Below are 23,353 nucleotides of genomic sequence, written 5' to 3'. Positions count from 1 at the left end.
AGTAAAATCTGACTGCTTTTTTAAAAGTTAACTTGCACGTTATTTCATATGCACACCAATACTATCATAATTTCCAACCTAATCTTGTTGATTTAATACAAAAGAAAAACCGTAGATAAGTTCTACGGTTTTTAAAGGTTTAATTATTAGTAAGCTGCTTGTACTCTTTATTAATTTCTTCGATTGTTGCTGAAAGTTGATCTCCCCAATTATCGTCAACTTTATTAAAAACAACCTCACCATCGGCATCTAACATTCCATACCCTCTGTATGCTGCATCTTCATTTTTCATATTGAATTTATCAATTAATTCCAATTCTGGGTCCGATATGAAAGGAAGACTTACCCCATACCTTTCCTTTAAAGCATCGTACACCACTAATTGTTCTTCTGGGCTATCACCACTAACAATATAAGCATTAGCATCAAAGTCATCTAAGACATTTAAATTTTCATGCAACTGAACCAGTTGCTGTTGACAGTGACTTCAGGTGTAAGTGGTAATGAAAAAGAAAAGGGTCGGTTTCTCTTGAGGAAATGTAACTTTTTCTTTATCTTGATTTAATAAAGTCATCGGTTCACTTGTATTAGCGGAACTACAACCCGCAAGTATGACTGCAGTAATCAGTATAAGTAAGATTGACTTATAATTCATAAAATAGTTCCTTTCTATCCTTTAGGCACAAGAATTCTTTTATTAACTTATAACATTTATGTATGGATGACACAATTAAATTAAACTCTTGCATCGGAATCTACTGTTTTCAAATGTAAAAAGAATACTATTTTATACCGCATTCGAACTTGATTAAAAATGCGACGTAACTGCTATGTTGATTTCCGCTCCAGGTAGTCGCTTCCCGCAGTGGTGTAAGTTACGTCGCAGTATATAGACTTTGTGTCAAAAACAACAATCTTTCAGAAAACAGCCTTTAATTTCCACACGAATACTGAACCTAAACATTAAGTCACTTTATGGTTTGCAGAGGTTGTTATGCCACGATGCTTTAACAAAGCATTTATTTCTCCACCAGTAATAATAATAATTCCTGAAATGTAAAACCAAATCATCAAGACAATTACCCCACCAAGACTTCCGTACATAGCAGAATAATTCCCGATTGTATTAACGTAATAAGAAAATAGTAATGAAACAAGTTGCCAGCATATCGTAGCGAATATTGCTCCAATTGCCACGTTCTTTATGTTCACCTTTTTATTTGGCGCGAGTATATATAATGCAAGTAGGACAAGAAAGAATACTACTGAAGAAATAACCCATCTCAGTGTGTTCCATGTTTGCAAGAACCCTTCGGAAAGGCCAAAGAATGAAAACAAATAAACACCAATTGCCTTACCGAAAATCGGTAATAAGAAGGCAATGATAATAACTATTAGCATTGCTATAGTTAGCACGATCGCTATAAGTCTAGAAATTACAAACGATCGATTTTCCTCAACATTATAAGCAGCATTGAATGCCCGCATAATTGCATTGATTCCATTCGATGCAGACCAAAGAGTACCGATTAGCCCAATAGAAAGCAGGCCACCATTTCTTTCGGTAACTATCATGTTTACATTTTCATTAATGAGTGTAGCAGTCTCAGCCGGAGCGTAGTCTTCGATAAAATTCATAATATCTACCTCTGGTAAAGGCAAAAAACCTAATAGCGTTACTAAGAATAGCATGAATGGAAACAAAGATAACAAAAAGAAATAGGATAGTTGTGCCGATAAGCCAAATACATCGTCATCCATCATTCTTTTAAATAATTGTTTTACGAAGTTAAGTGCTTCTTGCACATCTCTCCTCTCCTCTCCCCTTATATTTATTTATTTTTCAGTCTCTACTATTTGAGTCGGTTGATCAACTGGTAATTTTGTTTTACTCACGGAATCTAAAGTTTCTTGAACCTGAGTCAAGATAGTTAATGCACTATTTATTCCAGTTGTTAAATCAGTTGACATACTTTCATAACAACTACGGATGCTATAAAATGCTGCTGAAGGGTGTTTAACGTAGCTATTTGCCGTTTGACCAGCAGTTTTTAATTTGTTTAAGGTCTCATCTCTGGTGTTTCGATCAAGCATCGTTGCCAATCCACCAATCACTCCTCCTATGACAACCCCTTTTATAAGCTTATGTTTAGCCATTGGATTTCACCCCTTTTAAAGTATGTTCTTGTTTTAATTGTTCTAATAGTTCCTTACATCCTTGGTTAATTAGCTCATAAGTATAGTCAAAATTATTAGTAAAGTAAGGATCAGGAACATTATTTTCTAACGGATTTTCTACGAAATCCATTAGTTTTAAAACCTTGACATTTTTATATTGATTACGACTGGTTTCCAAAGCTTCGATATTACTATCGTCCATTGCAATAATGTAATCAAAATCATCCCAATCATTTTTCTCTATCTGTCTTGCTTTTATTCCTTTATATGAAATGGCCTGTTTATCTAGTATATCTCTAGTACCTTGATGTGGAGGATTTCCACTGTGCCAATGGCCAATTCCTGCTGAATCTACATAGAGTTGTTTGTCCAAATCCTGCTTATGGATTAGATCACGAAATATAGCTTCAGCCATAGGAGACCTACAAATGTTTCCTAAGCATAAAAAAAGTACCTTAATCATATGATCAAACACCTTCCCACATTGTTCTACTTATATATATTATACATATACGAAAGTTAGAAAGAAAACTTAGTGATTGATAAGCGAAACAAAGACTTGAACCTCATCTAGAAGAGGTCAACAATAGATTTACCGTAACTAAGTCAAAGGATATTAACTAACCTGTACTTTTTTAAAATTCTTATTGACTTTTACTTCCAATTTTTAGAAAATTTAAATTAGAAACAATATTAAATCTTTTGAAGGAGGCATTTATTTGGGAGAAGAAAGAACATTATTAGAGGTAGTTAGTCAGATTAGTGGCTATGTATGGGGACCGCCACTTCTAATTCTACTTGTGGGAACTGGACTTTATCTCACTCTTAGACTAGGTTTTCTCCAGGTTAGAGCTTTACCATATGCACTAAAACTTGCTTTTAGCCCTTCAAGGCAAGATAAGAAGTCCAAAGGAGACATCACCCATTATCAAGCTTTGACCACCGCGATGGCCGCCACTATCGGGACAGGGAATATAGCCGGTGTTGCTACCGCAGTAGTTTTAGGTGGACCTGGTGCAGTTCTTTGGATGTGGGTAACAGCATTCTTAGGAATGGCAACTAAATATGCCGAAGCAATTCTTGCAGTTAAGTACCGTGTCACCAATGCTAAAGGTGAAATTTCTGGCGGACCGATGTATTACTTAGAAAAAGGATTAAATGCCAAGTGGCTTGGTATTACTTTTGCAGTGTTTGGTGCTTTCGCTGCATTTGGAATTGGAAATATGGTGCAGTCTAATACAGTTTCCGACGTACTAAATGCTTCTTTTAGCGTACCTAAATGGGGTACAGGAATTGTTTTAGCTGTCCTAGCAGGGCTAGTTATTTTAGGCGGTATTAAAAGTATAGGACGTGTTACTTCGTTCTTTGTTCCTATTATGGCCGCTTTCTATGTACTTGGTGGACTTATTATTATTATTATGAATTTCGAGCTTGTTCCTAGCGCAATTGGACTTATATTTTCAGATGCATTTACCGGAAGTGCCGTTGGCGGCGGTCTCTTAGGTACAGCGATCCGCTATGGTGTGGCACGTGGGGTATTCTCCAATGAAGCTGGTTTAGGTTCGGCGCCAATCGCTGCTGCTGCAGCAAGAACAGATTACCCAGGTCGCCAAGCATTAGTATCTATGACTCAAGTATTTATAGATACTATTATTGTTTGTTCCATCACAGGTATTACTTTAGTAATGGGCAACCTATATGCAGGTGGACTAAACGGAGCTGAATTAACTTCTGCTTCCTTTGCCGTATTTTTAGGTGATACTGGTACTTATATTGTAACGATTGGTACTATTTTCTTCGCATTTTCAACTATCGTTGGCTGGTCTTACTATGGTGAAAAATGCTTTAGCTACCTATTCGATGAGAAATTAATTCCATACTATCGCGCTCTTTTCATCCTACTCGTTTTCTATGGCGCTGTAGAGACTCTAGACGTTATCTGGGGTATAGCTGATATTATGAATGGTTTAATGGCCGTACCGAACTTAATTGGTCTTCTAGGACTATCTGGTGTTGTTGTTGCTGAAACCAGAAAATTTTTAAAGGTTGCGAAAGAGGAAAAAGAACTTTCCAGAAAACAAGTCAGTTCTTAATATTCGCAGTTGATATAAAAAGCGACGTTACGTAGCTACTAGTTGATTTGCGCTCCAGGCAGTCGCTTTCCGCGGGCAACGCTTCAACTTCCTCGGAAGCAACCCACTTCCTGCGGGATTTTCAGCCGTCGCTTTCCCGCAGGAGTTGACTGCCCTCCGCTCCAATCACTATCTTATTTACAACAATAATGAAAGAGAGATGGATAGTCCAAAACTAGCGTAGTTTAGTTCAACAAATTTTAAATAGCTATGATTTCAAGAGTGGGAAATTCTCTCAAGATACAACCAAGATTTTTCCCTCGATAATCAGATCGCTGTTAACAGCGTAGGCAAAAAACGTAGACTCCTGTGGGAACAGCGCGAGTCCGAAGACCCCGCAGTAGCGGTTTTCTACGAGGAGGCTAAGGCCGTGCCCACGGAAAGCGAAGTTTTTTGCCGAAGCGATTGTAGAAAGCTTATATAAATGATGAATAAATAGATGTAAGTTACGTCGGATTCTATTGATTTTGTGTCACAAACAACAATCTTATAGAAATAAGCCATTTAAAACAGAGGCCATTAGGTCTCTGTTTTATTGTTCTTCTATGATGTTAGTGGTTTGATACAGGCTTCATCTTCATTTTTAACGGAGTTCACGATATCACTTACGTTATAAGAGGTTAACTGTTCCATTGATGTATTTATCAAAAATTCGTGAACATCTGCTGGATTCCGTTTGATTGGTTCTATCCATTGATCTTCCTTTTCCTTTGGCAAGATAACCGGCATCCGATCATGGATCGGGCTCATGAATTCATTGGCTTGCTTGGTAAGAATTGTGCATGTGTACAATGATTGTTCGTCACCTTCCCACTTGTCCCATAGTCCAGCGAAAGTAAAAAGCTTTCTGTCGTTTAGGGAAATACGTTTTGGTTGTTTACCGCTTTCGCTTTTTTGCCATTCATAGAAGCTATCCGCAATAATTAAACATCGTTTACTTGCTAATAAATTCTTAAAGCTTGGCTTCTCATGTGCAGTCTCACTTCTTGCATTAATCATTTTATAGCCGATTTTCGGATCTTTAGCCCAAAATGGAACAAGCCCCCATTTTAGAAATCCCGCTCTTCTTTTGTTTCCATCATGGATAATCGCCAAAATGTTTTGACCTGGAGCTATGTTAAACCTAGGTGTATGGGATTGGATTGTGTCTTCTAAGTTATATTCATCTAGAATTTCTAACTCACTTGCATTTAGTGTGAAACGACCACACATTATAGACACTCCTTTAAATCTTTAAGTTTTCGTTACGAGTATATGATTTGGATTTTCACTGCTAAACAGTAAGTTTATCCAAACGGTTTTCTAACGTTTTTCGAAGTGACGTTGCAATCGCTTCGACCTTTAGAATAGTATTAATTCTTTCGATATCATCTTTTAGATGAAAAAGAGTTTGATGAACGAATGAAATACTTATTTCGTTTGGATCCTTTTCAATCAGTTCCAAGTAATCGTTGTTAGTTACAAACCCTTCCCGTAAAACTCTAAAATAATAACCGCTATATCCAGTTTCGGTTACTACAGCGGGAATATCCTTCAACTGGTGAACCTCTGCGATTTTGTAACAAGGGTTTCTCGGTTGACTAACTTGAACGATAGCGTTACCCAATGCAAATATATCTCCTAGGTGAATTTGGTCTTCCGACAGATGGTTTATTGTAACATTCTCACCAAAGGAAGGGACATTAAACTCCCGGTTATATCGTTTTTCCCAATAATTATAATGATGATAACTGTACATAAGCAGCGCCTTGTCCTCACCGCCATGATTTTTCTGATCTGCTTGTCCATCACCTTCGAATCCAATTTTTGACAACCATATGGATTCATCCTGTGACTCCTTTATAAAGCCAGTATGCAATTGTTTACCATTAAAAGAGTAAATTTTTGGAACACCTATGTTTAAAGAGAGCAGTTGACATTTCATCCGATCATCCTCCTTAATTTTCACTGCGAAAAATTTTATGTAACATCCTACATCACATTATATATAATATGGAGGGAAAGTTGAACTTTTGACTTCCATATAAATTTTCACAATGTTACAATGGCTTCTGCATGAAATATTCAATAGATGGAAAGGATGATAGGAATGCATGTAGGAAGCAAAGGTTGGTATGTAGAGGAACTAAAAAATATAGGTGTGCGTCATTTAGAAGGACGCAAAATTGAAAAGTATAAAACGCACATACTTGCAAACCTATTGGATGAAAAAAAAGACTAATTTTATTATTTAATTTACTAAAGCAGGAACTTAAGTGTCCTGCTTTTTTATGAATTAGAAACTTTAGTGATCTTTTTTAGGATTTGTCAACTAAGACAAAATCATTATACTAGAGGAACATTCCCTCGGGAATTTAGCCCGCTTTAATATAAGGAATTCCACACTACAAATTATTTCCCATTTTTTACTAATACCTCTACCCCCATAAAAGTCTGGTAAAATGAGAAATGCTATAAATAGAAAAATTCACATCGATGGAGGAAACTATCACATGTTTTCAAATGCAGAAATAGGTATTGACCTAGGTACAGCAAATATACTTGTCTATACAAAATCAAAAGGAATTGTACTAAATGAACCATCTGTAGTAGCAATAGATATTAGAACGAATCAAGTGGTTGCAGTTGGAAAAGAAGCTAAGGAAATGATTGGGAAAACACCAAGAAATATCGTGCCGATTCGACCTTTAAAAGACGGCGTAATCGCCGATTATGATATTACTGCTCAAATGCTAAAGGAAATTTTAAAAAAGGTTAGCAAAATAGTTGGTGTATCAATGAGAAAGCCTACTGTTGTGGTATGTACACCTTCAGGCAGTACATCAGTAGAACGTAGAGCTATCCATAATGCCGTTAAGAGTTATGGCGCAAAAGAGGTCCATTTAATCGAAGAACCAATTGCAGCTGCAATTGGGGCAGATCTACCTGTTGACGAGCCTACCGCGAATGTTATTGTCGATATTGGGGGAGGAACAAGCGAAGTTGGAATAATCTCCTTTGGTGGCGTTGTATCTTGTAAATCTGTTCGTACAGGTGGAGATAAAATGGACGAAGAAATCATTCATTATATTCGTAAACATTTTAATATTTTAATTGGTGAACGAACAGCTGAAAACATAAAAATAGAGATTGGTTATGCACTGATTGAACATGAAGAACAATCAATGGATGTAAGAGGAAGAGACCTAGTAACTGGTTTACCAAAAACAATCACAGTTACTTCAACTCAAATACAACAAGCTATCAGAGAATCTTTAGAAGCAATCTTAGATACTGTCCGTTCGACTCTGGAAAGCTGTCCCCCAGAACTAAGTGGAGATATTGTAGATCGAGGCGTCACTTTAACTGGTGGCGGTGCACTGCTTAAAGGAATGCAAGAATGGCTAGCTAGTGAAATATTCGTACCAGTTCATCTAGCCCCACACCCTCTAGAATCCGTAGCAATTGGTACTGGAAGATCATTAAAGATGATTCACAAGCTTCAAAAAGCTATCAAATAGGACAAGAGACCTTAACCCATATCAGTTAAGGTCTTTTCTTTTGGGATTAATAGTTGCTGTGTTATTATTTTTTTTATACTAAATTATTAGTCGGTCTAGAGGTTGATTAAGAAAAAATTTCTAGTACTACAGAATTAGAAAATGGACAAACTAGACTACACAATAATTACAGTGAGAGGTTAAACAATGGATACTTCCGAACTAATTTCCTACTTTAAAATAAAACAGATAATTGGGGTATTACCAAAGAAAATCAGTGGAATTTATAACGATTCGCGTGAAGTTAAACAAGGAAGCTTGTTCATTTGTACTCGAGGCTTTACTGTAGATGGACATGATTTTTATCAAGAGGCAATTGAAAAAGGAGCATCTGTGATTGTAGCTGAAAAGCAATTGGATGTTGATTCAACCCAAGCTACATTAATCATAGTCAAAGATACATTTAAAGCAGTTGCTCACCTTGCAGCTAAATATTACAATTATCCTTCATCGAAACTAAGCGTCATTGGTGTTACTGGAACAAACGGAAAAACCACTGTTACAAACCTAATCCATTCTCTTTTGGGCAATATTGGTGAAAAATCGGCTCTGGCAGGGACAATTGGATTAGAGATTGCTGGAGAGCAAATAATTACCGAAAACACAACCTGTGACGTGCTAACTAATCAAAGATTGTTGGATCGAGCTGTAAAACAAAATATAGATCATATGATCATGGAGGTTTCCTCTCACGGTTTATCACAAGGAAGGTTATGGGGAATCGACTTTGATGTAGTTGTTTTTACAAACCTAAGCCAGGATCATTTGGATTACCATGAAACAATGGAACAATACGGGTATGTGAAAGGCCTTCTGTTTGCTCAGTTGGGGCAAGATTTAACACAAGATAAATATTTGGTGTTAAATCAAGATGACCCATGGTACAGAATTTATAGTTATTGGTCACCTTTTGAGGTTATTTCTTATGGATTACAAGAAGGTGCAGACTTTAGAGCAGAGAAAATAACTTACAAAAGAGACCAAACACAATTCACCTTAGAATCACCTGAGGGTACATTTGAAATTAGAATGAGTTTACTGGGTGAATTTAATGTTTATAATATTTTAGCTGCAATGGCAGCCTTATTTGCAAAGGGAACGCCTGTATCACAATTGGTCGACGCCCTAAAAGACCTTAAGCCAATCAACGGTCGCATGGAGAAGGTCGAAATAGATGCTCCCGTAACCATGTACATTGATTACGCACATACACCAGATGCTATTGAAAAATCGATTAATACTGTCCTACCTTTCAAAGATAACAGGCTGATTTTCTTAGTTGGAACTGGTGGTGACAGGGATGCTTTTAAGCGTCCGTTTATGGCAGAAAAAGCATCAGCAGCTGATTACGTCGTGCTAACAATTAATGATCCTCGTCATGAGGATCCCACTGTTATATTAAAGGATATGGAAAAAGGGATGTTGCATGATAACTACACTTTGATGGAAAATCGCAAAGAGGCAATCTCCCATGCAATTGATCTAAGTGAACCAGGAGACATCATAATTTTTGCTGGCAAAGGCCAAGAAGATTATCAAATCGTAGGTAGTGAAAAAGTGCCGCATAGCGACCTGGAAATCGCAAAAGAACATTGCTTAATCAAATATAATGCATAGAAAAAGTCCCTCGCAATGGGGGCCTTCCTCATTTTTTCATTAATCAAACGTTTGTATAGTTTTCTCTGGCCATAGGCTAGTTCTGAAGTTTTTGCAATATTGCTGTTAAATTTTCAACCTCTTCATTTGATAAAGTAATTCCTTTGCCCATTTTTTCGTGATCAGGAGCCCAATCTCTCAAGTCATATTTAGCTTCTCTTCCATTCCAGCTAACCAAATTAAGCTCTTTTTTCCACCCTTTAGCTGATTCTGAAATAACACCTAAAGTTTCTATGATTTCATACTTAAGTTCTGCCATCAACCTACACCCTTTCTTCATTTTGTATTTCATTACGTATGTTCTGTTATACTCATAGTAGGATTTTACTAACCGCGCCGAAGGAGTTTTACCATGAATCAAAAATTCAATCTAAAATCAGTTGATAAGGAAGCTATGATTGAATCAATAAAAGAGTACTTTAAAAGAGAGAGAAATGAAGAATTAGGTGACTTAGCTGCATCTCTGATTCTGGATTTCTTTACTGAAGAACTAGCACCCTTATTTTATAATATTGGGATTGAAGACGCACATACATACATCAATAGTAAGCTTGAGGAAATATTCGAATTACAAAAATAAGTTATCTTACTCAACCTAAGCATCTAAGCCGTAGACCCACAACAATTTACCTTTTCGTTGCACCGTGCTTTTTCGTTCCATTCCAATTTTTTCACTAACTTTTATTGATGCAACGTTAAGTGGATCGATTAAGGAGACAAGCGTAGGCACCTTTAACTTTTCTAAGCCGTAGTGTTTACATGCCTTTGCCGCTTCAGTTGCATACCCATTCCCCCAATGGTCTCGCACGAATAGGTATCCTATCTCCATTTTTACTTCCCCATCAATCTTTTGAGGAACAAGACCACATTGACCTAAGAAATCTCCTGTGATGCGATCCTCGACTATAAACAAACCAACTCCGAACTTCCTATAATTATCTAACGTCCAGTTAATCCATCGTACTGTCTCTTCTTTATTCTTTACTGAAGGATAATATTTCATTGCAATTGGATCTGAAAATATTCTCAGCAAAAAACCAACATCACCCTCATGCATCTTTCTAAAAGACAATCGATTGGTAATCAGGATTTTTTCCATAGAGACACCCCCACCCAAACAACAATTTCTCCCCATATATAGCTATTTTTTTCAACATATGAAAAAATATAGGTAGTCATTACTTACCAATTAAACTTGGGAATAGATAATAGTCTTACCATTATCATATCAATAAACACTAAGAACCTACTAATTTAATTATCTAATCCTAAAGCTGGTGGGCGTCCATAGATATCTTTTTTTAAAAAATTACCCACAAAATTAGAGAGGGGATGTTCTTGATTAACAAACATATACCACGTCATATTGTATCGGTTTGCGCCTACGTAACAAATAAACAAGGTCAGGTATTGCTTGTAAAAACTCACAATCGATCAGATACATGGGAACTGCCTGGTGGACAAGTAGAAGAAGGCGAACCACTAGATAAAGCAGTTAAAAGAGAGTTTTTTGAGGAAACTGGAATTAAAATCAATCCAATAAGTGTTTCGGGCATCTATTACAATGCAACCTCTTCGATTCTATGTGTTGTATTCTGTGCAAATTATATTGAAGGCGAACTTGTCATTCAAAAAGAAGAAATAAAGGATGGTAAATTTATTAATTTAAATGAAGCGACTATTGACCAATTTATTACAAGACCAGATATGAAGTCAAGAACGTTAGATGCGATGAATTCTACTCAGTCTGTCCCTTATGAAACATGGAAGGTAAGGCCAAATCAGCTTATCGCTAGATTAGAATAAACGAGTATGAATAGGAGTGACTTCTGTCGCTTCTTTTCATACTCGGATAAGATCCTACTGCCCATACACCCCATACCATTCCTAATAATAAAACACTTTCCAATAGGTCACCTAATGAAAAACATGTTACTATAGAGAACATCTTGGCTAAATTAGGGAGGGGTTTCAATGCGGAATCCATATATTTTACTAGCATTTGCAATGATGCTTTATGCAGGTAATCTGCTAGTAGGAAAACCAGTATCCCAGGAAATACCGCCGATTACTTTGACATTATTCCGTTATCTGATTGCATTTGTCGCGGTACTTCCATTTGGGTATTTTGAATGGAAACGAAACCAGAAGTTATGGAAAAGAGAATGGAAAGCAATTTTATCACTCGCAATCTCAGGGCTAGTTCTATTTAATATATTAGTATATTTGGCCCTTAACTATACAACGTCTGTTAATGCAGCAATAGTAGAGTCATCTACCCCTGTTTTTGCACTATTACTAGGATTTATTCTCTTTAAGGAAAGGTTTACAAAGGTCCAGTTAATTGGAGTTATCTTATCATTATTAGGGGTCTTTGCAGTTATTACGAAGGGTTCGTTGGAGGTTATTTTGTCTCAATCTTTTAATCCTGGTGACTTAATCATGCTTGGTGCAATGTTAACCTGGTCCATCTATTCCATATTTATCAAGCAGCATACTTGGAAATTCCCATTATATGGCGGGTTATTAGTTATGTGCATCGTTGCAATAGTTATTTTGATCCCTTTATCGGCCACGGAGTATCAACGGATCGATTCGATTAGTTGGTCAACACCCGTTATTCTCGGATTGCTTTATCTAGGTGTGTTTCCTTCACTCGTTGCATTAATGGCTTATAATAAGGGCGTTTCCGAAATAGGGCCGTCTAAGGCATCGATATTTCTTAACTTAATTCCCGTTTTCACGATGATTGGCGCAGTTCTATTTTTGGGAGAAATAATCACTTGGGTTCAAATCGTCGGGGGTTTACTAGTTATTACAGGGGTTGCCATTACCAATAAAAAGAAAATGCATCGCAAAGAAAAAGCAGCAAAAAACGCCTAGTTTTTCGCTGCTTTTTATATATATGTTGTAAAGTTTGAATCTGATTTATCCTGCTTTAAATAGCGTTTCTGCAAGTTTATTTGATTTTTGGTTGAATTACCACTAAATTTGTATTCTGCATCTCTTAGCTTAACAGTAATTAAATCTGTCCGGCAGATTGGACAGATCCACTCTCCAGACTTTCGACTACTAAAAGAGGGTTGGTAACAGTTGTGACAAGTTTTTTTATACACGGTATCTACTCCTCCTTTAAAATACTTGAGATAACCAATAACCGTGCAATAAAAATGTAAATGTGTATAAAATTGAACCCGTAAAAGCTAGTCCTGTTAGTAAATTTGAATTAGGTATCTTTTTATTCACAAAAATTAAGAGTAAAAAGATAGAGAGCCCGAACTTAGTTAAAATAAATAAAAATGGACTAAATTGATAAAAACTGTTCATAATGGGGTTAAATTCCGTTATGTAAGTGTTTTTTAGTCCGTAAAATGTAACCAAGCAATCTAATACATTCAAAACTGCCAAATATAAAAGTAATCCTCTGAACATAACATCACCATTCCAAAGCTTTTAGTAGAATATACTTGTTTAAAAGAGACCTTGATTGTTATATCAGCAATCAAGGTCTCTGCTCTCTTCTTTACAAGTCAATTGGCATTTCCTCAGGATCAAATAAAAAATTCATATTTTTCGCTCCTTATTTACCATTAGTTTCTTTAAACGTTAAGCTTTCTTCTTTGAATCAAATAAAATAGTGAACCAGTTAGTAAAAGAAATAATCCAGAAAGCACTATGTTAAATGCATTTGAAGCTGTATTAGGTAGTCTGTTTCCTTCAGTAATAGAATCAGAGTCATCCTCACTACCTGCTTGCTCATCCTTGTCAGTACTATCCTCAACTGTTGGTTCCTCACCTGACTGTTCCTCTTCAACTGGTGAATCGTCTTCACCTGGCTGCTCACCTTCAACCGGTGAATCGTCTTCACCCGGTTGCTCTTCTTCAATTGGTGAATCATCTTCACCTGGAGGCTCTTCTTCAATTGGTGAATCACCTTCACCTGGAGGCTCTTCTTCAATTGGTGAATCACCTTCACCTGGAGGCTCTTCTTCAATTGGTGAATCACCTTCACCTGGAGGCTCTTCTTCAATTGGTGAATCACCTTCACCTGGAGGCTCTACTGGCGGGTCTGTCACTGGTGGTTCTTCTTGGCTACAATCCCCACTATTTATTGCTTCACTCCAAAGTTCTCCTGTACCAGGGTGCCCTTCTTCTTGATAGGCCTTAAACATATAAACTCCTGTCATTTCAGTAGGCTTATAGGTTAGAGTCGTTTGTTCATCCATACCTAATGCTTTTATAATTCCTTCATGAATAATCTGACCATTTTTGGGTTCACCTTCTTCACTCCAGAAGAGTTCATAAACAACTGTTCCTGTCATCTTTTCTGAATCCTTACCATTTTTCACATATGCAAAGATTCCATCTTTTTCACAACCCTGGCCAACGAATTCAAGAGAACTCTTTCCCCAATCACCATGGTCATTACTAGCACTTACATAATCTGGTACATGGACAAGATTACTTAGACCAACGAGCATAAAAATCAACACTATTGATGCCAGTCTAGTTTTATTCCTTCTTTTCAAGCATTTGCTTACTCTACTGAATTCCACTAAAATACCTCCTCGTTCTGTTTGAAGAACAAAAAATTAAGTAAAATTACATTCCGAAGCAGTTTCGTTCTATTTAACGAACTATTTAAATGGAGTATATGCGATGCTTTTTAAAATTAAAAACCTTAAATATCTTCATTTTTACTTTATTAAGAACACTTTTCGTTCGTTATCTCGTCCTTTCTCTTGTTTTCTTACTATTTTGTATTTTTTAAAATACTTTTTGTGCTATATAATGAACGAAGAGGACCTATGCATTCAACTCATAACTAATTACAGTAAGGGGATAGAACATGATTGGGGAAAGGATGAAAATACAAAGAAAAATAAAAGGATACTCTATTACTAAACTTGCTTCCTTAGCGGGAGTTTCAAAGTCCTATTTAAGCTACATAGAAAGAGGAATACAAAAAAATCCATCCTTACAAATCCTTTCAAAGGTCGCAGTCAGGCTAGATACATCAATTGAATATTTAATGGGAGAACAATCAGATCCATCTGTTAATTTCAAGAGAAAAATAGATAAGGAATGGGAAGATATTTTAAAGCAATCAATTGATGAAGGAATGAGTAAAGAGGATTTTCTTCAGGTTCGAGACTACATAATGTATAAAAATTGGAAAGAAGGATCTTAAAGACCATTACAGGGGGATAATGATGGGGGATAAAGAAGCAAAAGAACTAGATGAGGAATGGATCTCACTTATACTTGTTGCAAAAGAAATGGGTATAACTATTGATGACGTACGTGAATTCTTAAAAGTATAATTTCATAATAAAAAAAGAGAGTGTTCCAAAAGTTGTATTTTGGAAACACCCTCTTTTTAATCTTGGCCAAACACCCACTCAGCAAGCGTCTCTATCGAATAGGTCGGCTTTACATCAATGGCTTTCAAATGTTCTTTTGTTGTAACTCCTGTGTGGACTAGGAGCGAGTCAATACCCGCATTCAAACCCGCCAAAATATCTGTATGATAATTATCTCCTACCATTAAAGTGTCTTCCTTGGATGTACCAAGTACTTCTAATGCCTGTTCAACGATAATTGATTCAGGTTTACCAATAAATTTCGGGTTCACTCCTGTTGTCACCGATAGAACTGAAATTAGTGAACCGGCACCTGGTAGAAATCCTCTTTCAGTTGGTAAGGCTACATCACCATTAGTTGCAATAAAGCTTGCACCATTCCGAATGTTTAAGGCCCCACCAGCAAGTTTTTCGTATGTAATTGCTCGGTCTAATCCCATTACAACAAAATCGGCTCCTGTTTCCACTATATTCAATCCTTCGTCTTCAATGGCTGTGATAAGTCCTTCTTCACCAATCGGATATACATTAGCACCCGGATGCCTTTCCGAAACATACTTTGCTGTCGCCATACTTGTTGTGAAGACATGCTCAGGGGTGGATGGTACCCCCATATCCTCCAAAGTTTCGGATACTTTACTTGGATGTTTGGTAGAATTATTTGTTAAGAATAAGTATGGAAGATTCCTTCGTTCTAGTTCTTTAACAAAGGTTATTGCCTCTTCTATTTTTTCTGTACCACGATATACTGTTCCATCTAAATCAATTAAGAATCCTTTATAATTCTTCATATTAAAATCCTCCTATATTCCCCGTGACATTTAGTTCAACGGAATACCACTTTACATAGTGTATAAGAAATTTTGTTAAAATGAAATAGTGAAAATGTTCACGATTAAGTAAATAATTTTATAAACGTCCCTTATCATGGTATTGTATAATGAGACATATATTTAATTTCTTTCCATGTGTTTTCTTGTATTATTAATGAACATGCTACATATTATGTGTAAACCTATCACGAATATAGAAAGGTAGTTAAGTAATGACAACGAATGCTCCTAAATCAATAATAGTTATCTTCGGTGCAACAGGTGACTTAGCAAACAGAAAATTATATCCCTCCATTTATAGACTGTACCGAAACAAAGAACTTTCGGAAGACTTTGCGGTTATTGGTGTAGCAAGACGTCCTTTAACCAATGATGAGTTCCGTAGTAATGTAAGAAAATCCGTAAATCATTTTGAGGATGAAAAAGTCGATCATGATACTTTTGCTTCTCATTTTCATTATCACCCTTTTGATGTAACGGATCTAAAGTCATACCAGAGACTAAACGACCTAATAAGTACTTTGGACGTTGAGTACCGTACAGAAGGAAACCGCATTTTCTATCTAGCGATGGCACCTAATTTCTTCGGGACAATAGCTGCAAACTTAAAATCAGAAGGTCTAACAACAACAAAGGGTTGGTCTAGGCTTGTAATTGAAAAGCCATTCGGCCATAACTTTGAGTCGGCTAGAGAGTTAAATGATCAAATAAGACAAGCATTTACTGAAGACCAAATTTATCGCATTGACCATTATTTAGGTAAAGAGATGGTACAAAACATTGAAGTGATCCGCTTCGCTAATGCTATATTCGAACCGTTATGGAACAATCAGTTTATCTCTAACATTCAAATTACATCCAGTGAAACACTTGGCGTCGAGGATCGTGGCCGTTATTATGAATCGTCTGGGGCACTCAGAGATATGGTACAAAATCATATCTTGCAAATGATGGCATTGCTTGCGATGGAACCACCGATCAAGCTAACTACAGATGAAATCCGTAGTGAAAAAGTGAAGGTTCTTCGAGCATTAAGATCAATTACCGAAGAAAAAGTCGATAAGTATTTCGTACGAGGACAATATGACCGTGGTACTGTCGATGGCAATGAAATAAATGCTTATCGAGATAGCAACTCCGTTGATCCTCATTCTAATACGGAAACATTTGTTTCAGGTAAATTGTTGATCGATAATTTCAGATGGGCCGGCGTACCTTTTTACATACGCACAGGTAAGCGAATGAAACAAAAATCCACTGAAATTGTAATACAATTTAAAGATCTTCCGATGAACTTATACTATGACAAGGGTGAAAATATTCATCCTAATCTTCTTGTTATTCACATACAACCAGACGAGGGGGTAACTCTACACCTTAATGCCAAAAAAGGAGATTATAGCAGTACATCTACTCCAATCCAGCTTAGCTATAATAACAATAGTAACGATAAGATGAATACACCAGAAGCATATGAGGTGCTGCTTTATGACTGTATGAGAGGTGATTCGACGAACTTTACCCATTGGGATGAAGTCGCTCTCTCTTGGAAATATGTCGACATTATCTCAAATGCTTGGGAGAATAAATCATCAGACCAGTTTCCAAATTATGAATCTGGATCAAACGGTCCTAAAGATTCAGATGACTTATTAGAAAAAGATGGTTTCCATTGGTGGTCTGTTACACGAGACGATTAAACTATGCTTGGAGGAATAAGTATGAAAATGCATGATATTTCGATGTCAGTGTACAAAGGAATGTCGGTATGGGATAATTTGTCTGGTGCACAGCCAGAATTTGCTCGTAGCACTAATGAACATATTACAACAACAAACATCGACATCAACCTTCATACAGGTACCCATATTGATGCTCCTTTACACATGATTAACGATGCAGATACATTTGAAACAATAGCCTTAGAAAGACTGGTAGGCCCAGTTAAAGTTTTTGATTTAACTAATGTTGAGGACGGAATTAGTCGTTCAGACTTAGAAGGCTTAGATATTAAACAAGATGATTTTATCCTATTTAAAACCAAAAATTCATTCCATGAAAAGGACACTTTTGATCCTAACTTTATTTATCTCAAAGAAGACGGTGCTGATTTCTTAATTGAAGCCGGCATTGACGGAGTTGGTATTGACACCCACGGTATCGAGCGAAGTCAGCCAAAGAATCCTACACACAGAAAATTATTTAGCAACGATATCATTATTGTTGAAGGTCTTCGCCTAAAAGAAATTGAAGAGAAAAGTTATTATATGGTTGCTGCACCAATTAAATTAGTTGGAACTGAAGCAGCACCTGCAAGGGTAATACTTTTTGATAATCAGCCTTCTTAACATAAAAAATAAGCGTCCCGCTCAAATTGAGCAGGACGCTTATTTTTTATTTCATCCACTCTGTGTGGAATGTACCTTCTTTATCAATACGTTGGTACGTGTGTGCACCGAAGTAGTCACGTTGAGCCTGGATAAGATTCGCAGGTAACGTTTCAGTACGATAACTATCAAAATAAGCCAATGCGCTTGAGAAGCCTGGAACTGGTATTCCACGTTCAATTGCAATAGCAAGCACCTTACGTAAAGATGACTGATAGTTTTCTACTATATCCTGGAAGTAAGGATCAAGTAGTAAGTTCGTCAAACCAGGATCACGATCGTAAGCCTCTTTAATATTTTGTAAATATTGAGCACGAATAATACATCCACCACGGAAAATCATTGCGATATCTCCATAACGAAGGTTCCAATCGTATTCATCAGAAGCTGCACGCATTTGTGCAAACCCTTGAGCATATGAACAAATCTTAGACATATAAAGAGCTTGTCTAATTGCTTCAACTAACTCGTCTTTATCCCCTTTATATGCAGTTTTTCCAACAGGAGGACCTTGTAGTATCTTACTTGCTTTCACCCGTTCGTCCTTCATTGCTGAAATAAAACGCGCAAATACGGATTCAGTAATAATTGGCAAAGGAACTCCTAAATCAAGAGAACTTTGACTTGTCCATTTTCCAGTTCCTTTTTGAGCAGCAGTATCCAAGATTAAATCAACCATTGGCTTTCCTGTTTCTTCATCTTTTTTAGTGAAAATGTCCGCTGTAATCTCAATTAAATAACTGTCTAGTTCACCTTTATCCCATTCAGCAAATACTTCATGAAGCTCTTCGGCACCAAAACCTAGGACATGCTTCATAATAAAGTAAGCTTCTGAAATTAATTGCATATCACCATATTCAATCCCGTTATGTACCATCTTTACATAATGACCTGCGCCGTTTGGTCCAATATAGGTAGAACATGGCTCTCCATCTACCTTAGCCGAAATAGCATCCAAAATTGGCTTAACTAAATCATATGCTTCCTTTTGACCACCAGGCATGATAGAAGGTCCTTTTAATGCCCCTTCTTCGCCACCAGAAACACCAGTACCAATGAAGTGAATTCCTGATTCTTCTAGTTCTTTGTTACGTCTCATCGTATCTTGGTAGAATGTATTTCCACCATCAATTAGGATATCTCCTTTTTCCAAATACGGTCTTAGCTGTTCGATTGTGGCATCTGTTGGAACACCTGCTTTAACCATTAGCATTATTTTACGTGGTTTTTCAAGTGAATTTACAAAATCTTCTATTGATTCTGCTCCAAAAAAATTCTTTCCAGCAGCTTCATTAGCTAAGAAATCTTCTGTTTTTTCATATGAACGGTTAAATACAGAAACCGAATTACCTCGGCTTTCAATATTTAATGCCAGGTTTTTACCCATTACCGCTAGACCAATTACACCCATTTGTTGTTGTTTTGCCATATTAAACTATCGCTCCCTCTTCATTCATTCCTCTACCCATCATACGTTTTAGTATTGATAACTGCAACACGAGTAAGGTATTCTATTCCTACCTAATCTACATAACTTGCTATATTTTTAGAAATCTTCTCTATATAAATTTATTACAAGCCACAGTGACCTGCAAGTAAAATACCTTTTTTGTTGAAAAAACTTCGGGAACTAAAGCACCCAATTGCGGATTGCTTTAGCAACTCCGTCCTCTGTATGTTTACTTGTTACCCAATCCGCGACATCTTTCACATCCGTTTGAGCATTACCCATTGCAATACCCAAACCCGCTTCTTCAATCATTTTAATATCATTTAAACTATCGCCAATCGCCATCACCTGATCCATAGTTATCCCTAAATGATGACAGACTTTCTCAACTGCTCTAGCCTTATTAATTCCAGCTGCATTAACCTCAATATTAGTGAGACTAGAGTTGCTCAGTTCAAAAGATTCATTGATTTCCAACTCATCCATAACTAATTTCATCACTTGCTCATCTTCTATGTCAAAACCGAATTTTAGCCATTGGTGAGCATCTAGGTTATCTGGTACTTCTCCCCTCCAGACCTTTTCGGTAGAGATCATCCACACTGACGTATTATGCTTTTTATGTAGGTCAACAAGCAACTGAATTAATGAGAGATCTAACAATTGACGATCTACTAATTCGCCCGATGCGGTCCATATTTCACTTCCATTGACAGTAATTAAATAAGACGATAATCCTAACTCTTTGGCGTATTCATTACAAGTACTATAATGCCTCCCGGTTGAGAGTATCACCTCAACTCCTTTATTCCTCGCTTCGGTAATTGCTTTCTTGTTTTCATCGGATACCCTATGATCAGCGTCTAACAAAGTTCCATCCATATCTAAAGCAATTAATCGGATATCATGGTTTTTTTGATTAATTTTCATTCGAATTTCTCCCTTCTTAAGAGTTAAGCTACTATTGGTATGAACCTAGAACTTGTGACTTAACTGGTTTCTTAGCTATTAATGCGCAAATTGCTCCGATAACAGGAAAGATAAGCGTGATAAGTAAGATTGGTGAATAGCTGTTGAACAAATCATAACCAACACCAAAAGGTAATGGACCAAATGCCGATCCAATTACACCTACAGTTGCACCAACACCATTTATACTTCCTATATATTTTCTTCCAAAGTAATTTGGCCAAATGATGTTTAAACCAATTCTCTCAATTCCATGAGCAACCCCCCATAATGTCCCAAAAAAAACTGCCATTATGAAGTTAGTTGTCACTAGTAGCATCAGTAGTAATAACACTTCTATCCCGAAAATACATAATAATAAGTAATTCGTTTTAATTCTATCTGTAATATATCCCGATACTAGTGATATCGGTATTCCAACAATAGCCATTAAACTCAGAACCATTGCCGCTATTTCTGGCGACAATTGATTTGTACCAAAGATTGAAATGATATGAAAGGTAATCCCAGTATTAATCATACCAGGTATTCCAACACAGACTAAAATAGCCCAAAAGGCTTTGGATTTCATTGCCTCTTTTAAAGTCCAATCTTCTTCTGCTACAGATATTGGTGTTCCTATCATAGGATTGGATTTGCTGTTAGTTTTCTTAGAAAGGTCTCCATCGGGCTTTAATCCCATATCCTCAGGTCTATTTCTAACACCCACTAATACCAGTGGTATAAAGATAATAAGTATTAGCGCTCCCCAAAATCGCCAAGCCGTTTGCCAACTCCATGTTTGGATTAACCAGGTATTTAGGATAGGAAAAAGGGTTGCGCTGGCAAAACTACCCAAAGTCATAATGCTTAAAGCCAAGCCTCTTTTCTTTATAAACCACTGTGCTACAAGTGTATTCGGTATAAGTGACATGCTCCCTTGACCAAACAAGCGAATCATAAAAAAACCAAATCCTAGCATCCAAATACTTGAAACCCAGCTATTATAGAAGCAGGCAAAAGCTAAGACGGACCCTACTAACACCATCATAAAACGTTGTCCAAGCCTATCAATAAATCGTCCGACAAACATCATACATATACCTGCTATAAGGGTCGCCAACGAATAAAGACCAGAAACTTGAGAACGAGACCAGCCAAAATCATTAATATATTGATCAATAAATGCTGAGTTGGAATAGGTTTGTCCTGGCCCCGAGAAAAAAGCACCCATTGCTGCTATAAACACAATTACCCATCCGTAATATATATTTTTAAATTTTATTATTTTAGTCACACTCCTTTTCGTTGAAAAAAACAAAAGGAATTACTGTAGAAGTAGGAGGAAAAAGAGGAATTTTATATCCATAGACTGTTTCTAAAAGATTGTTATTTTTGATACATCAACTATAGATTGCGGCGTAACTTTTGCTTGGTATTTACTTTTTACCTTCTGTCTTTAAACAGATGCTATACACCGTTTCGGCAGAATACTTCGCTTTCCGTGGGCACGACCTCAGCCTCCTCAGAAGCACAGAACGCTTCTGAGGGGTCTTCGGAGCGCACTGTTCCCACAGGAGTCTACGTATTCTGCCTACACTTGTTATAGCGTTCTGATTAATTAAGGATAAAGACTAAAGCCCATATTCCTATGTGAGGAGGTTTTTCCTTCTTAAACATAAAGCTATTCTAAGCTACGGAACTACACTACGTTAGCTTTCAAACTATATCCATCTCTCTTTCATTTGTTGTAAATAAGATGGTGATTGGAGCGTAGGGCAGTCGACTCCTACGGGAAAAGCGACGGCTGAAAATCCCGCAGGAAGTGGTTTTCTTCCGAGGAAGTTGTTTTCTTCCGAGGAAGTGGTTTTCTTCCGAGGAAGTTGAAGCGTTGCCCGCGGAAAGCGACTGCCCGAAGCGCAAATTAACTAGTAGCTACGATACGACGCATTTTCCATCAAATGCGACACTTCACAATAATTACGAAAAGAGCCTACACATAAGAAACTATACCATTGTTCCTTATCTTTTCAATTGATAACCATCCATTTTGAAAATATTATCATTATCAAATTCATACCTTGACATTATATTTAATAGATGAGATAATACATAATCTACTTCGCCATAGAAGTAACTTGTAATGGAAATGTAAAGATTACTGGCATTCTGCCAAGAGTTTTATAGAAAAACTTCAGCTTTTCGCACCAATCTAGCGAAAGCATGTTTTTCTCATACTATCGTTTGACTAAAAACTTAACTAATAATTTTTGATAGTATAGCAAGACTTATTCACACTGGATCGACTTCGGAGTCGTAAGGATGTAAGAGAGGTAGGGCTTACATCGTATAGGTTAAAACCACCAGGTGGAAATTGTACCGCGGCAATTTATACAATTGAAAAAATAAATTTAATTTTTACACTTGTTAACTAAACAAGTTACATTACAGAGGGTGCCCTTTTACAGGGCACCCTTTTCCAATTAATTTGATTCCAACGTCTTCCCCATTGCCCTGAATAAATTTGTCTAAAATGTGAACGAAATGTTTGACAATTTTGTGAACAAATGTGAAAATAAATTTCAAAGGGGATGGGTAAAGTGAGCAAAGAGTTAAGATTTATGTTACATATTAAAAGAATTACAACCTTTGGGTTATTACTAGGTTTTATCGTGTTCATGTCTAGCTTTTTTGCGAGCGGTATCAGTTCAGATTATTTACTATCGATTGGTCTAGGGATTTTAGTAGCCTCAATGATGACTTTTGGGTGTAGTTTATGCCTAAACTTGATGCAGGATATTACTGAAAGCCCTAATAACTATAGTCAACTTAAACAAACTACGCATGAATTTAAAACCCAATAAAAC

The 23,353-nt window shown here is 36.7% G+C and carries 27 protein-coding genes and 1 pseudogene; 12 read left to right on the top strand and 16 right to left on the bottom strand.

What is annotated here, in order from left to right; translation table 11 throughout:
• Positions 1 to 139: 139 nt before the first annotated feature.
• From GH741_RS18370 to GH741_RS18355, 4 genes and pseudogenes are all read right to left on the bottom strand, one after another.
• Positions 140 to 472 (bottom strand): annotated as a pseudogene (locus GH741_RS18370) (redoxin domain-containing protein); the annotation flags it as partial.
• 491 nt (positions 473 to 963) lie between these two features.
• Entirely contained in the window at positions 964 to 1,806 is an 843-nt protein-coding gene (locus GH741_RS18365; protein ID WP_338079557.1) for a YihY/virulence factor BrkB family protein, read from the bottom strand.
• Between the two features lie 30 nt (positions 1,807 to 1,836).
• Positions 1,837 to 2,157, bottom strand: a complete 321-nt coding sequence (locus tag GH741_RS18360) for a hypothetical protein (protein ID WP_153738222.1) — start codon at positions 2,155 to 2,157, stop codon at positions 1,837 to 1,839.
• A complete protein-coding gene (locus tag GH741_RS18355) occupies positions 2,150 to 2,641 on the bottom strand; it encodes a low molecular weight protein-tyrosine-phosphatase (RefSeq protein ID WP_153738221.1) in 492 nt (163 codons plus the stop codon). Before GH741_RS18355 ends, GH741_RS18360 begins: the two co-directional genes overlap by 8 nt.
• A gap of 256 nt (positions 2,642 to 2,897) precedes the next feature.
• Here GH741_RS18355 and GH741_RS18350 point away from each other — a divergent pair, with 256 nt between their 5' ends.
• Entirely contained in the window at positions 2,898 to 4,271 is a 1,374-nt protein-coding gene (locus tag GH741_RS18350) for an alanine/glycine:cation symporter family protein (RefSeq protein ID WP_153738220.1), read from the top strand.
• Positions 4,272 to 4,298: 27 nt separating this feature from the next.
• Here the strand turns inward: GH741_RS18350 and GH741_RS18345 are convergent, their stop codons facing one another.
• The 3 genes from GH741_RS18345 to GH741_RS18335 all read right to left on the bottom strand — a co-directional run bounded on the left by GH741_RS18345 (position 4,299) and on the right by GH741_RS18335 (position 6,234).
• Positions 4,299 to 4,436: a hypothetical protein gene (locus tag GH741_RS18345; RefSeq protein ID WP_153738219.1), complete on the bottom strand. Its 138-nt coding sequence runs from the start codon at positions 4,434 to 4,436 to the stop codon at positions 4,299 to 4,301.
• A gap of 417 nt (positions 4,437 to 4,853) precedes the next feature.
• A complete protein-coding gene (locus GH741_RS18340; RefSeq protein ID WP_153738218.1) occupies positions 4,854 to 5,522 on the bottom strand; it encodes an SOS response-associated peptidase in 669 nt (222 codons plus the stop codon).
• 61 nt (positions 5,523 to 5,583) lie between these two features.
• Complete coding sequence (locus GH741_RS18335) at positions 5,584 to 6,234, bottom strand: MOSC domain-containing protein (RefSeq protein ID WP_153738217.1); 651 nt, start codon at positions 6,232 to 6,234, stop codon at positions 5,584 to 5,586.
• 165 nt (positions 6,235 to 6,399) lie between these two features.
• Between GH741_RS18335 and GH741_RS18330 the strand changes: the two genes are divergently transcribed.
• The 3 genes from GH741_RS18330 to GH741_RS18320 all read left to right on the top strand — a co-directional run bounded on the left by GH741_RS18330 (position 6,400) and on the right by GH741_RS18320 (position 9,466).
• On the top strand, positions 6,400 to 6,531 hold the full coding sequence (locus tag GH741_RS18330; protein ID WP_153738216.1) for a YflJ family protein: 132 nt from the start codon (positions 6,400 to 6,402) through the stop codon (positions 6,529 to 6,531).
• Between the two features lie 271 nt (positions 6,532 to 6,802).
• Positions 6,803 to 7,810 carry a rod-share determining protein MreBH gene (gene mreBH, locus GH741_RS18325; RefSeq protein WP_153738215.1) on the top strand — a complete coding sequence of 336 codons (1,008 nt, stop codon included), beginning with the start codon at positions 6,803 to 6,805 and terminating at the stop codon, positions 7,808 to 7,810.
• A gap of 186 nt (positions 7,811 to 7,996) precedes the next feature.
• Positions 7,997 to 9,466, top strand: a complete 1,470-nt coding sequence (locus GH741_RS18320; RefSeq protein ID WP_153738214.1) for a UDP-N-acetylmuramoyl-L-alanyl-D-glutamate--2,6-diaminopimelate ligase — start codon at positions 7,997 to 7,999, stop codon at positions 9,464 to 9,466.
• 76 nt (positions 9,467 to 9,542) lie between these two features.
• Here the strand turns inward: GH741_RS18320 and GH741_RS18315 are convergent, their stop codons facing one another.
• Entirely contained in the window at positions 9,543 to 9,764 is a 222-nt protein-coding gene (locus tag GH741_RS18315; protein WP_153738213.1) for a YdbC family protein, read from the bottom strand.
• A gap of 93 nt (positions 9,765 to 9,857) precedes the next feature.
• On the opposite strand from GH741_RS18315, the gene GH741_RS18310 reads away from it, so the two are divergent.
• Positions 9,858 to 10,085: a DUF2164 domain-containing protein gene (locus GH741_RS18310; protein WP_153738212.1), complete on the top strand. Its 228-nt coding sequence runs from the start codon at positions 9,858 to 9,860 to the stop codon at positions 10,083 to 10,085.
• A 15-nt stretch (positions 10,086 to 10,100) separates the two neighbouring features.
• On the opposite strand, the gene GH741_RS18305 is transcribed toward GH741_RS18310, so the two are convergent.
• Entirely contained in the window at positions 10,101 to 10,604 is a 504-nt protein-coding gene (locus tag GH741_RS18305) for a GNAT family N-acetyltransferase (RefSeq protein ID WP_153738211.1), read from the bottom strand.
• Positions 10,605 to 10,846: 242 nt separating this feature from the next.
• Here GH741_RS18305 and GH741_RS18300 point away from each other — a divergent pair, with 242 nt between their 5' ends.
• Positions 10,847 to 11,311 carry an NUDIX hydrolase gene (locus GH741_RS18300; protein ID WP_420809414.1) on the top strand — a complete coding sequence of 155 codons (465 nt, stop codon included), beginning with the start codon at positions 10,847 to 10,849 and terminating at the stop codon, positions 11,309 to 11,311.
• A 168-nt stretch (positions 11,312 to 11,479) separates the two neighbouring features.
• On the top strand, positions 11,480 to 12,388 hold the full coding sequence (locus GH741_RS18295) for a DMT family transporter (protein WP_153738209.1): 909 nt from the start codon (positions 11,480 to 11,482) through the stop codon (positions 12,386 to 12,388).
• A 14-nt stretch (positions 12,389 to 12,402) separates the two neighbouring features.
• On the opposite strand, the gene GH741_RS18290 is transcribed toward GH741_RS18295, so the two are convergent.
• From GH741_RS18290 to GH741_RS22520, 3 genes are all read right to left on the bottom strand, one after another.
• Positions 12,403 to 12,621: an Sjogren's syndrome/scleroderma autoantigen 1 family protein gene (locus GH741_RS18290; RefSeq protein ID WP_153738208.1), complete on the bottom strand. Its 219-nt coding sequence runs from the start codon at positions 12,619 to 12,621 to the stop codon at positions 12,403 to 12,405.
• A gap of 16 nt (positions 12,622 to 12,637) precedes the next feature.
• Positions 12,638 to 12,937, bottom strand: a complete 300-nt coding sequence (locus tag GH741_RS22455; RefSeq protein ID WP_420809410.1) for a DUF5658 family protein — start codon at positions 12,935 to 12,937, stop codon at positions 12,638 to 12,640.
• Between the two features lie 167 nt (positions 12,938 to 13,104).
• Entirely contained in the window at positions 13,105 to 14,061 is a 957-nt protein-coding gene (locus GH741_RS22520) for an LPXTG cell wall anchor domain-containing protein (RefSeq protein ID WP_153738207.1), read from the bottom strand.
• A 293-nt stretch (positions 14,062 to 14,354) separates the two neighbouring features.
• Between GH741_RS22520 and GH741_RS18280 the strand changes: the two genes are divergently transcribed.
• Together GH741_RS18280 and GH741_RS18275 are read left to right on the top strand one after the other, a co-directional pair.
• Positions 14,355 to 14,696, top strand: coding sequence for an XRE family transcriptional regulator (locus tag GH741_RS18280; RefSeq protein WP_153738206.1), 342 nt, complete (start codon positions 14,355 to 14,357; stop codon positions 14,694 to 14,696).
• Between the two features lie 22 nt (positions 14,697 to 14,718).
• On the top strand, positions 14,719 to 14,829 hold the full coding sequence (locus GH741_RS18275) for an anti-repressor SinI family protein (protein ID WP_153738205.1): 111 nt from the start codon (positions 14,719 to 14,721) through the stop codon (positions 14,827 to 14,829).
• A 56-nt stretch (positions 14,830 to 14,885) separates the two neighbouring features.
• On the opposite strand, the gene GH741_RS18270 is transcribed toward GH741_RS18275, so the two are convergent.
• Complete coding sequence (locus GH741_RS18270; protein WP_153738204.1) at positions 14,886 to 15,659, bottom strand: TIGR01457 family HAD-type hydrolase; 774 nt, start codon at positions 15,657 to 15,659, stop codon at positions 14,886 to 14,888.
• Between the two features lie 254 nt (positions 15,660 to 15,913).
• Here GH741_RS18270 and zwf point away from each other — a divergent pair, with 254 nt between their 5' ends.
• Entirely contained in the window at positions 15,914 to 17,401 is a 1,488-nt protein-coding gene (gene zwf / locus GH741_RS18265) for a glucose-6-phosphate dehydrogenase (RefSeq protein ID WP_153738203.1), read from the top strand.
• Between the two features lie 21 nt (positions 17,402 to 17,422).
• A complete protein-coding gene (locus GH741_RS18260) occupies positions 17,423 to 18,049 on the top strand; it encodes a cyclase family protein (protein WP_153738202.1) in 627 nt (208 codons plus the stop codon).
• A gap of 46 nt (positions 18,050 to 18,095) precedes the next feature.
• Here GH741_RS18260 and gndA read toward each other — a convergent pair whose 3' ends face one another.
• The 3 genes from gndA to GH741_RS18245 all read right to left on the bottom strand — a co-directional run bounded on the left by gndA (position 18,096) and on the right by GH741_RS18245 (position 21,783).
• Complete coding sequence (gene gndA / locus GH741_RS18255; RefSeq protein WP_153738201.1) at positions 18,096 to 19,517, bottom strand: NADP-dependent phosphogluconate dehydrogenase; 1,422 nt, start codon at positions 19,515 to 19,517, stop codon at positions 18,096 to 18,098.
• A 201-nt stretch (positions 19,518 to 19,718) separates the two neighbouring features.
• Positions 19,719 to 20,468, bottom strand: a complete 750-nt coding sequence (locus GH741_RS18250) for a Cof-type HAD-IIB family hydrolase (protein WP_153738200.1) — start codon at positions 20,466 to 20,468, stop codon at positions 19,719 to 19,721.
• Positions 20,469 to 20,499: 31 nt separating this feature from the next.
• The gene (locus GH741_RS18245) at positions 20,500 to 21,783 is read right to left on the bottom strand and encodes an MFS transporter (protein WP_338079556.1); all 1,284 of its coding nucleotides are present in this window, start codon (positions 21,781 to 21,783) and stop codon (positions 20,500 to 20,502) included.
• Between the two features lie 1,303 nt (positions 21,784 to 23,086).
• Between GH741_RS18245 and GH741_RS18240 the strand changes: the two genes are divergently transcribed.
• The gene (locus tag GH741_RS18240; RefSeq protein ID WP_338079555.1) at positions 23,087 to 23,350 is read left to right on the top strand and encodes a hypothetical protein; all 264 of its coding nucleotides are present in this window, start codon (positions 23,087 to 23,089) and stop codon (positions 23,348 to 23,350) included.
• Positions 23,351 to 23,353: the final 3 nt, after the last annotated feature.

The sequence above is a fragment of the Aquibacillus halophilus genome (assembly GCF_009649745.1).
In the GTDB taxonomy this organism is placed as follows: Bacteria; Bacillota; Bacilli; order Bacillales; family Amphibacillaceae; genus Aquibacillus; species Aquibacillus halophilus.
This window is presented reverse-complemented; position numbering and strand designations above follow the sequence as displayed.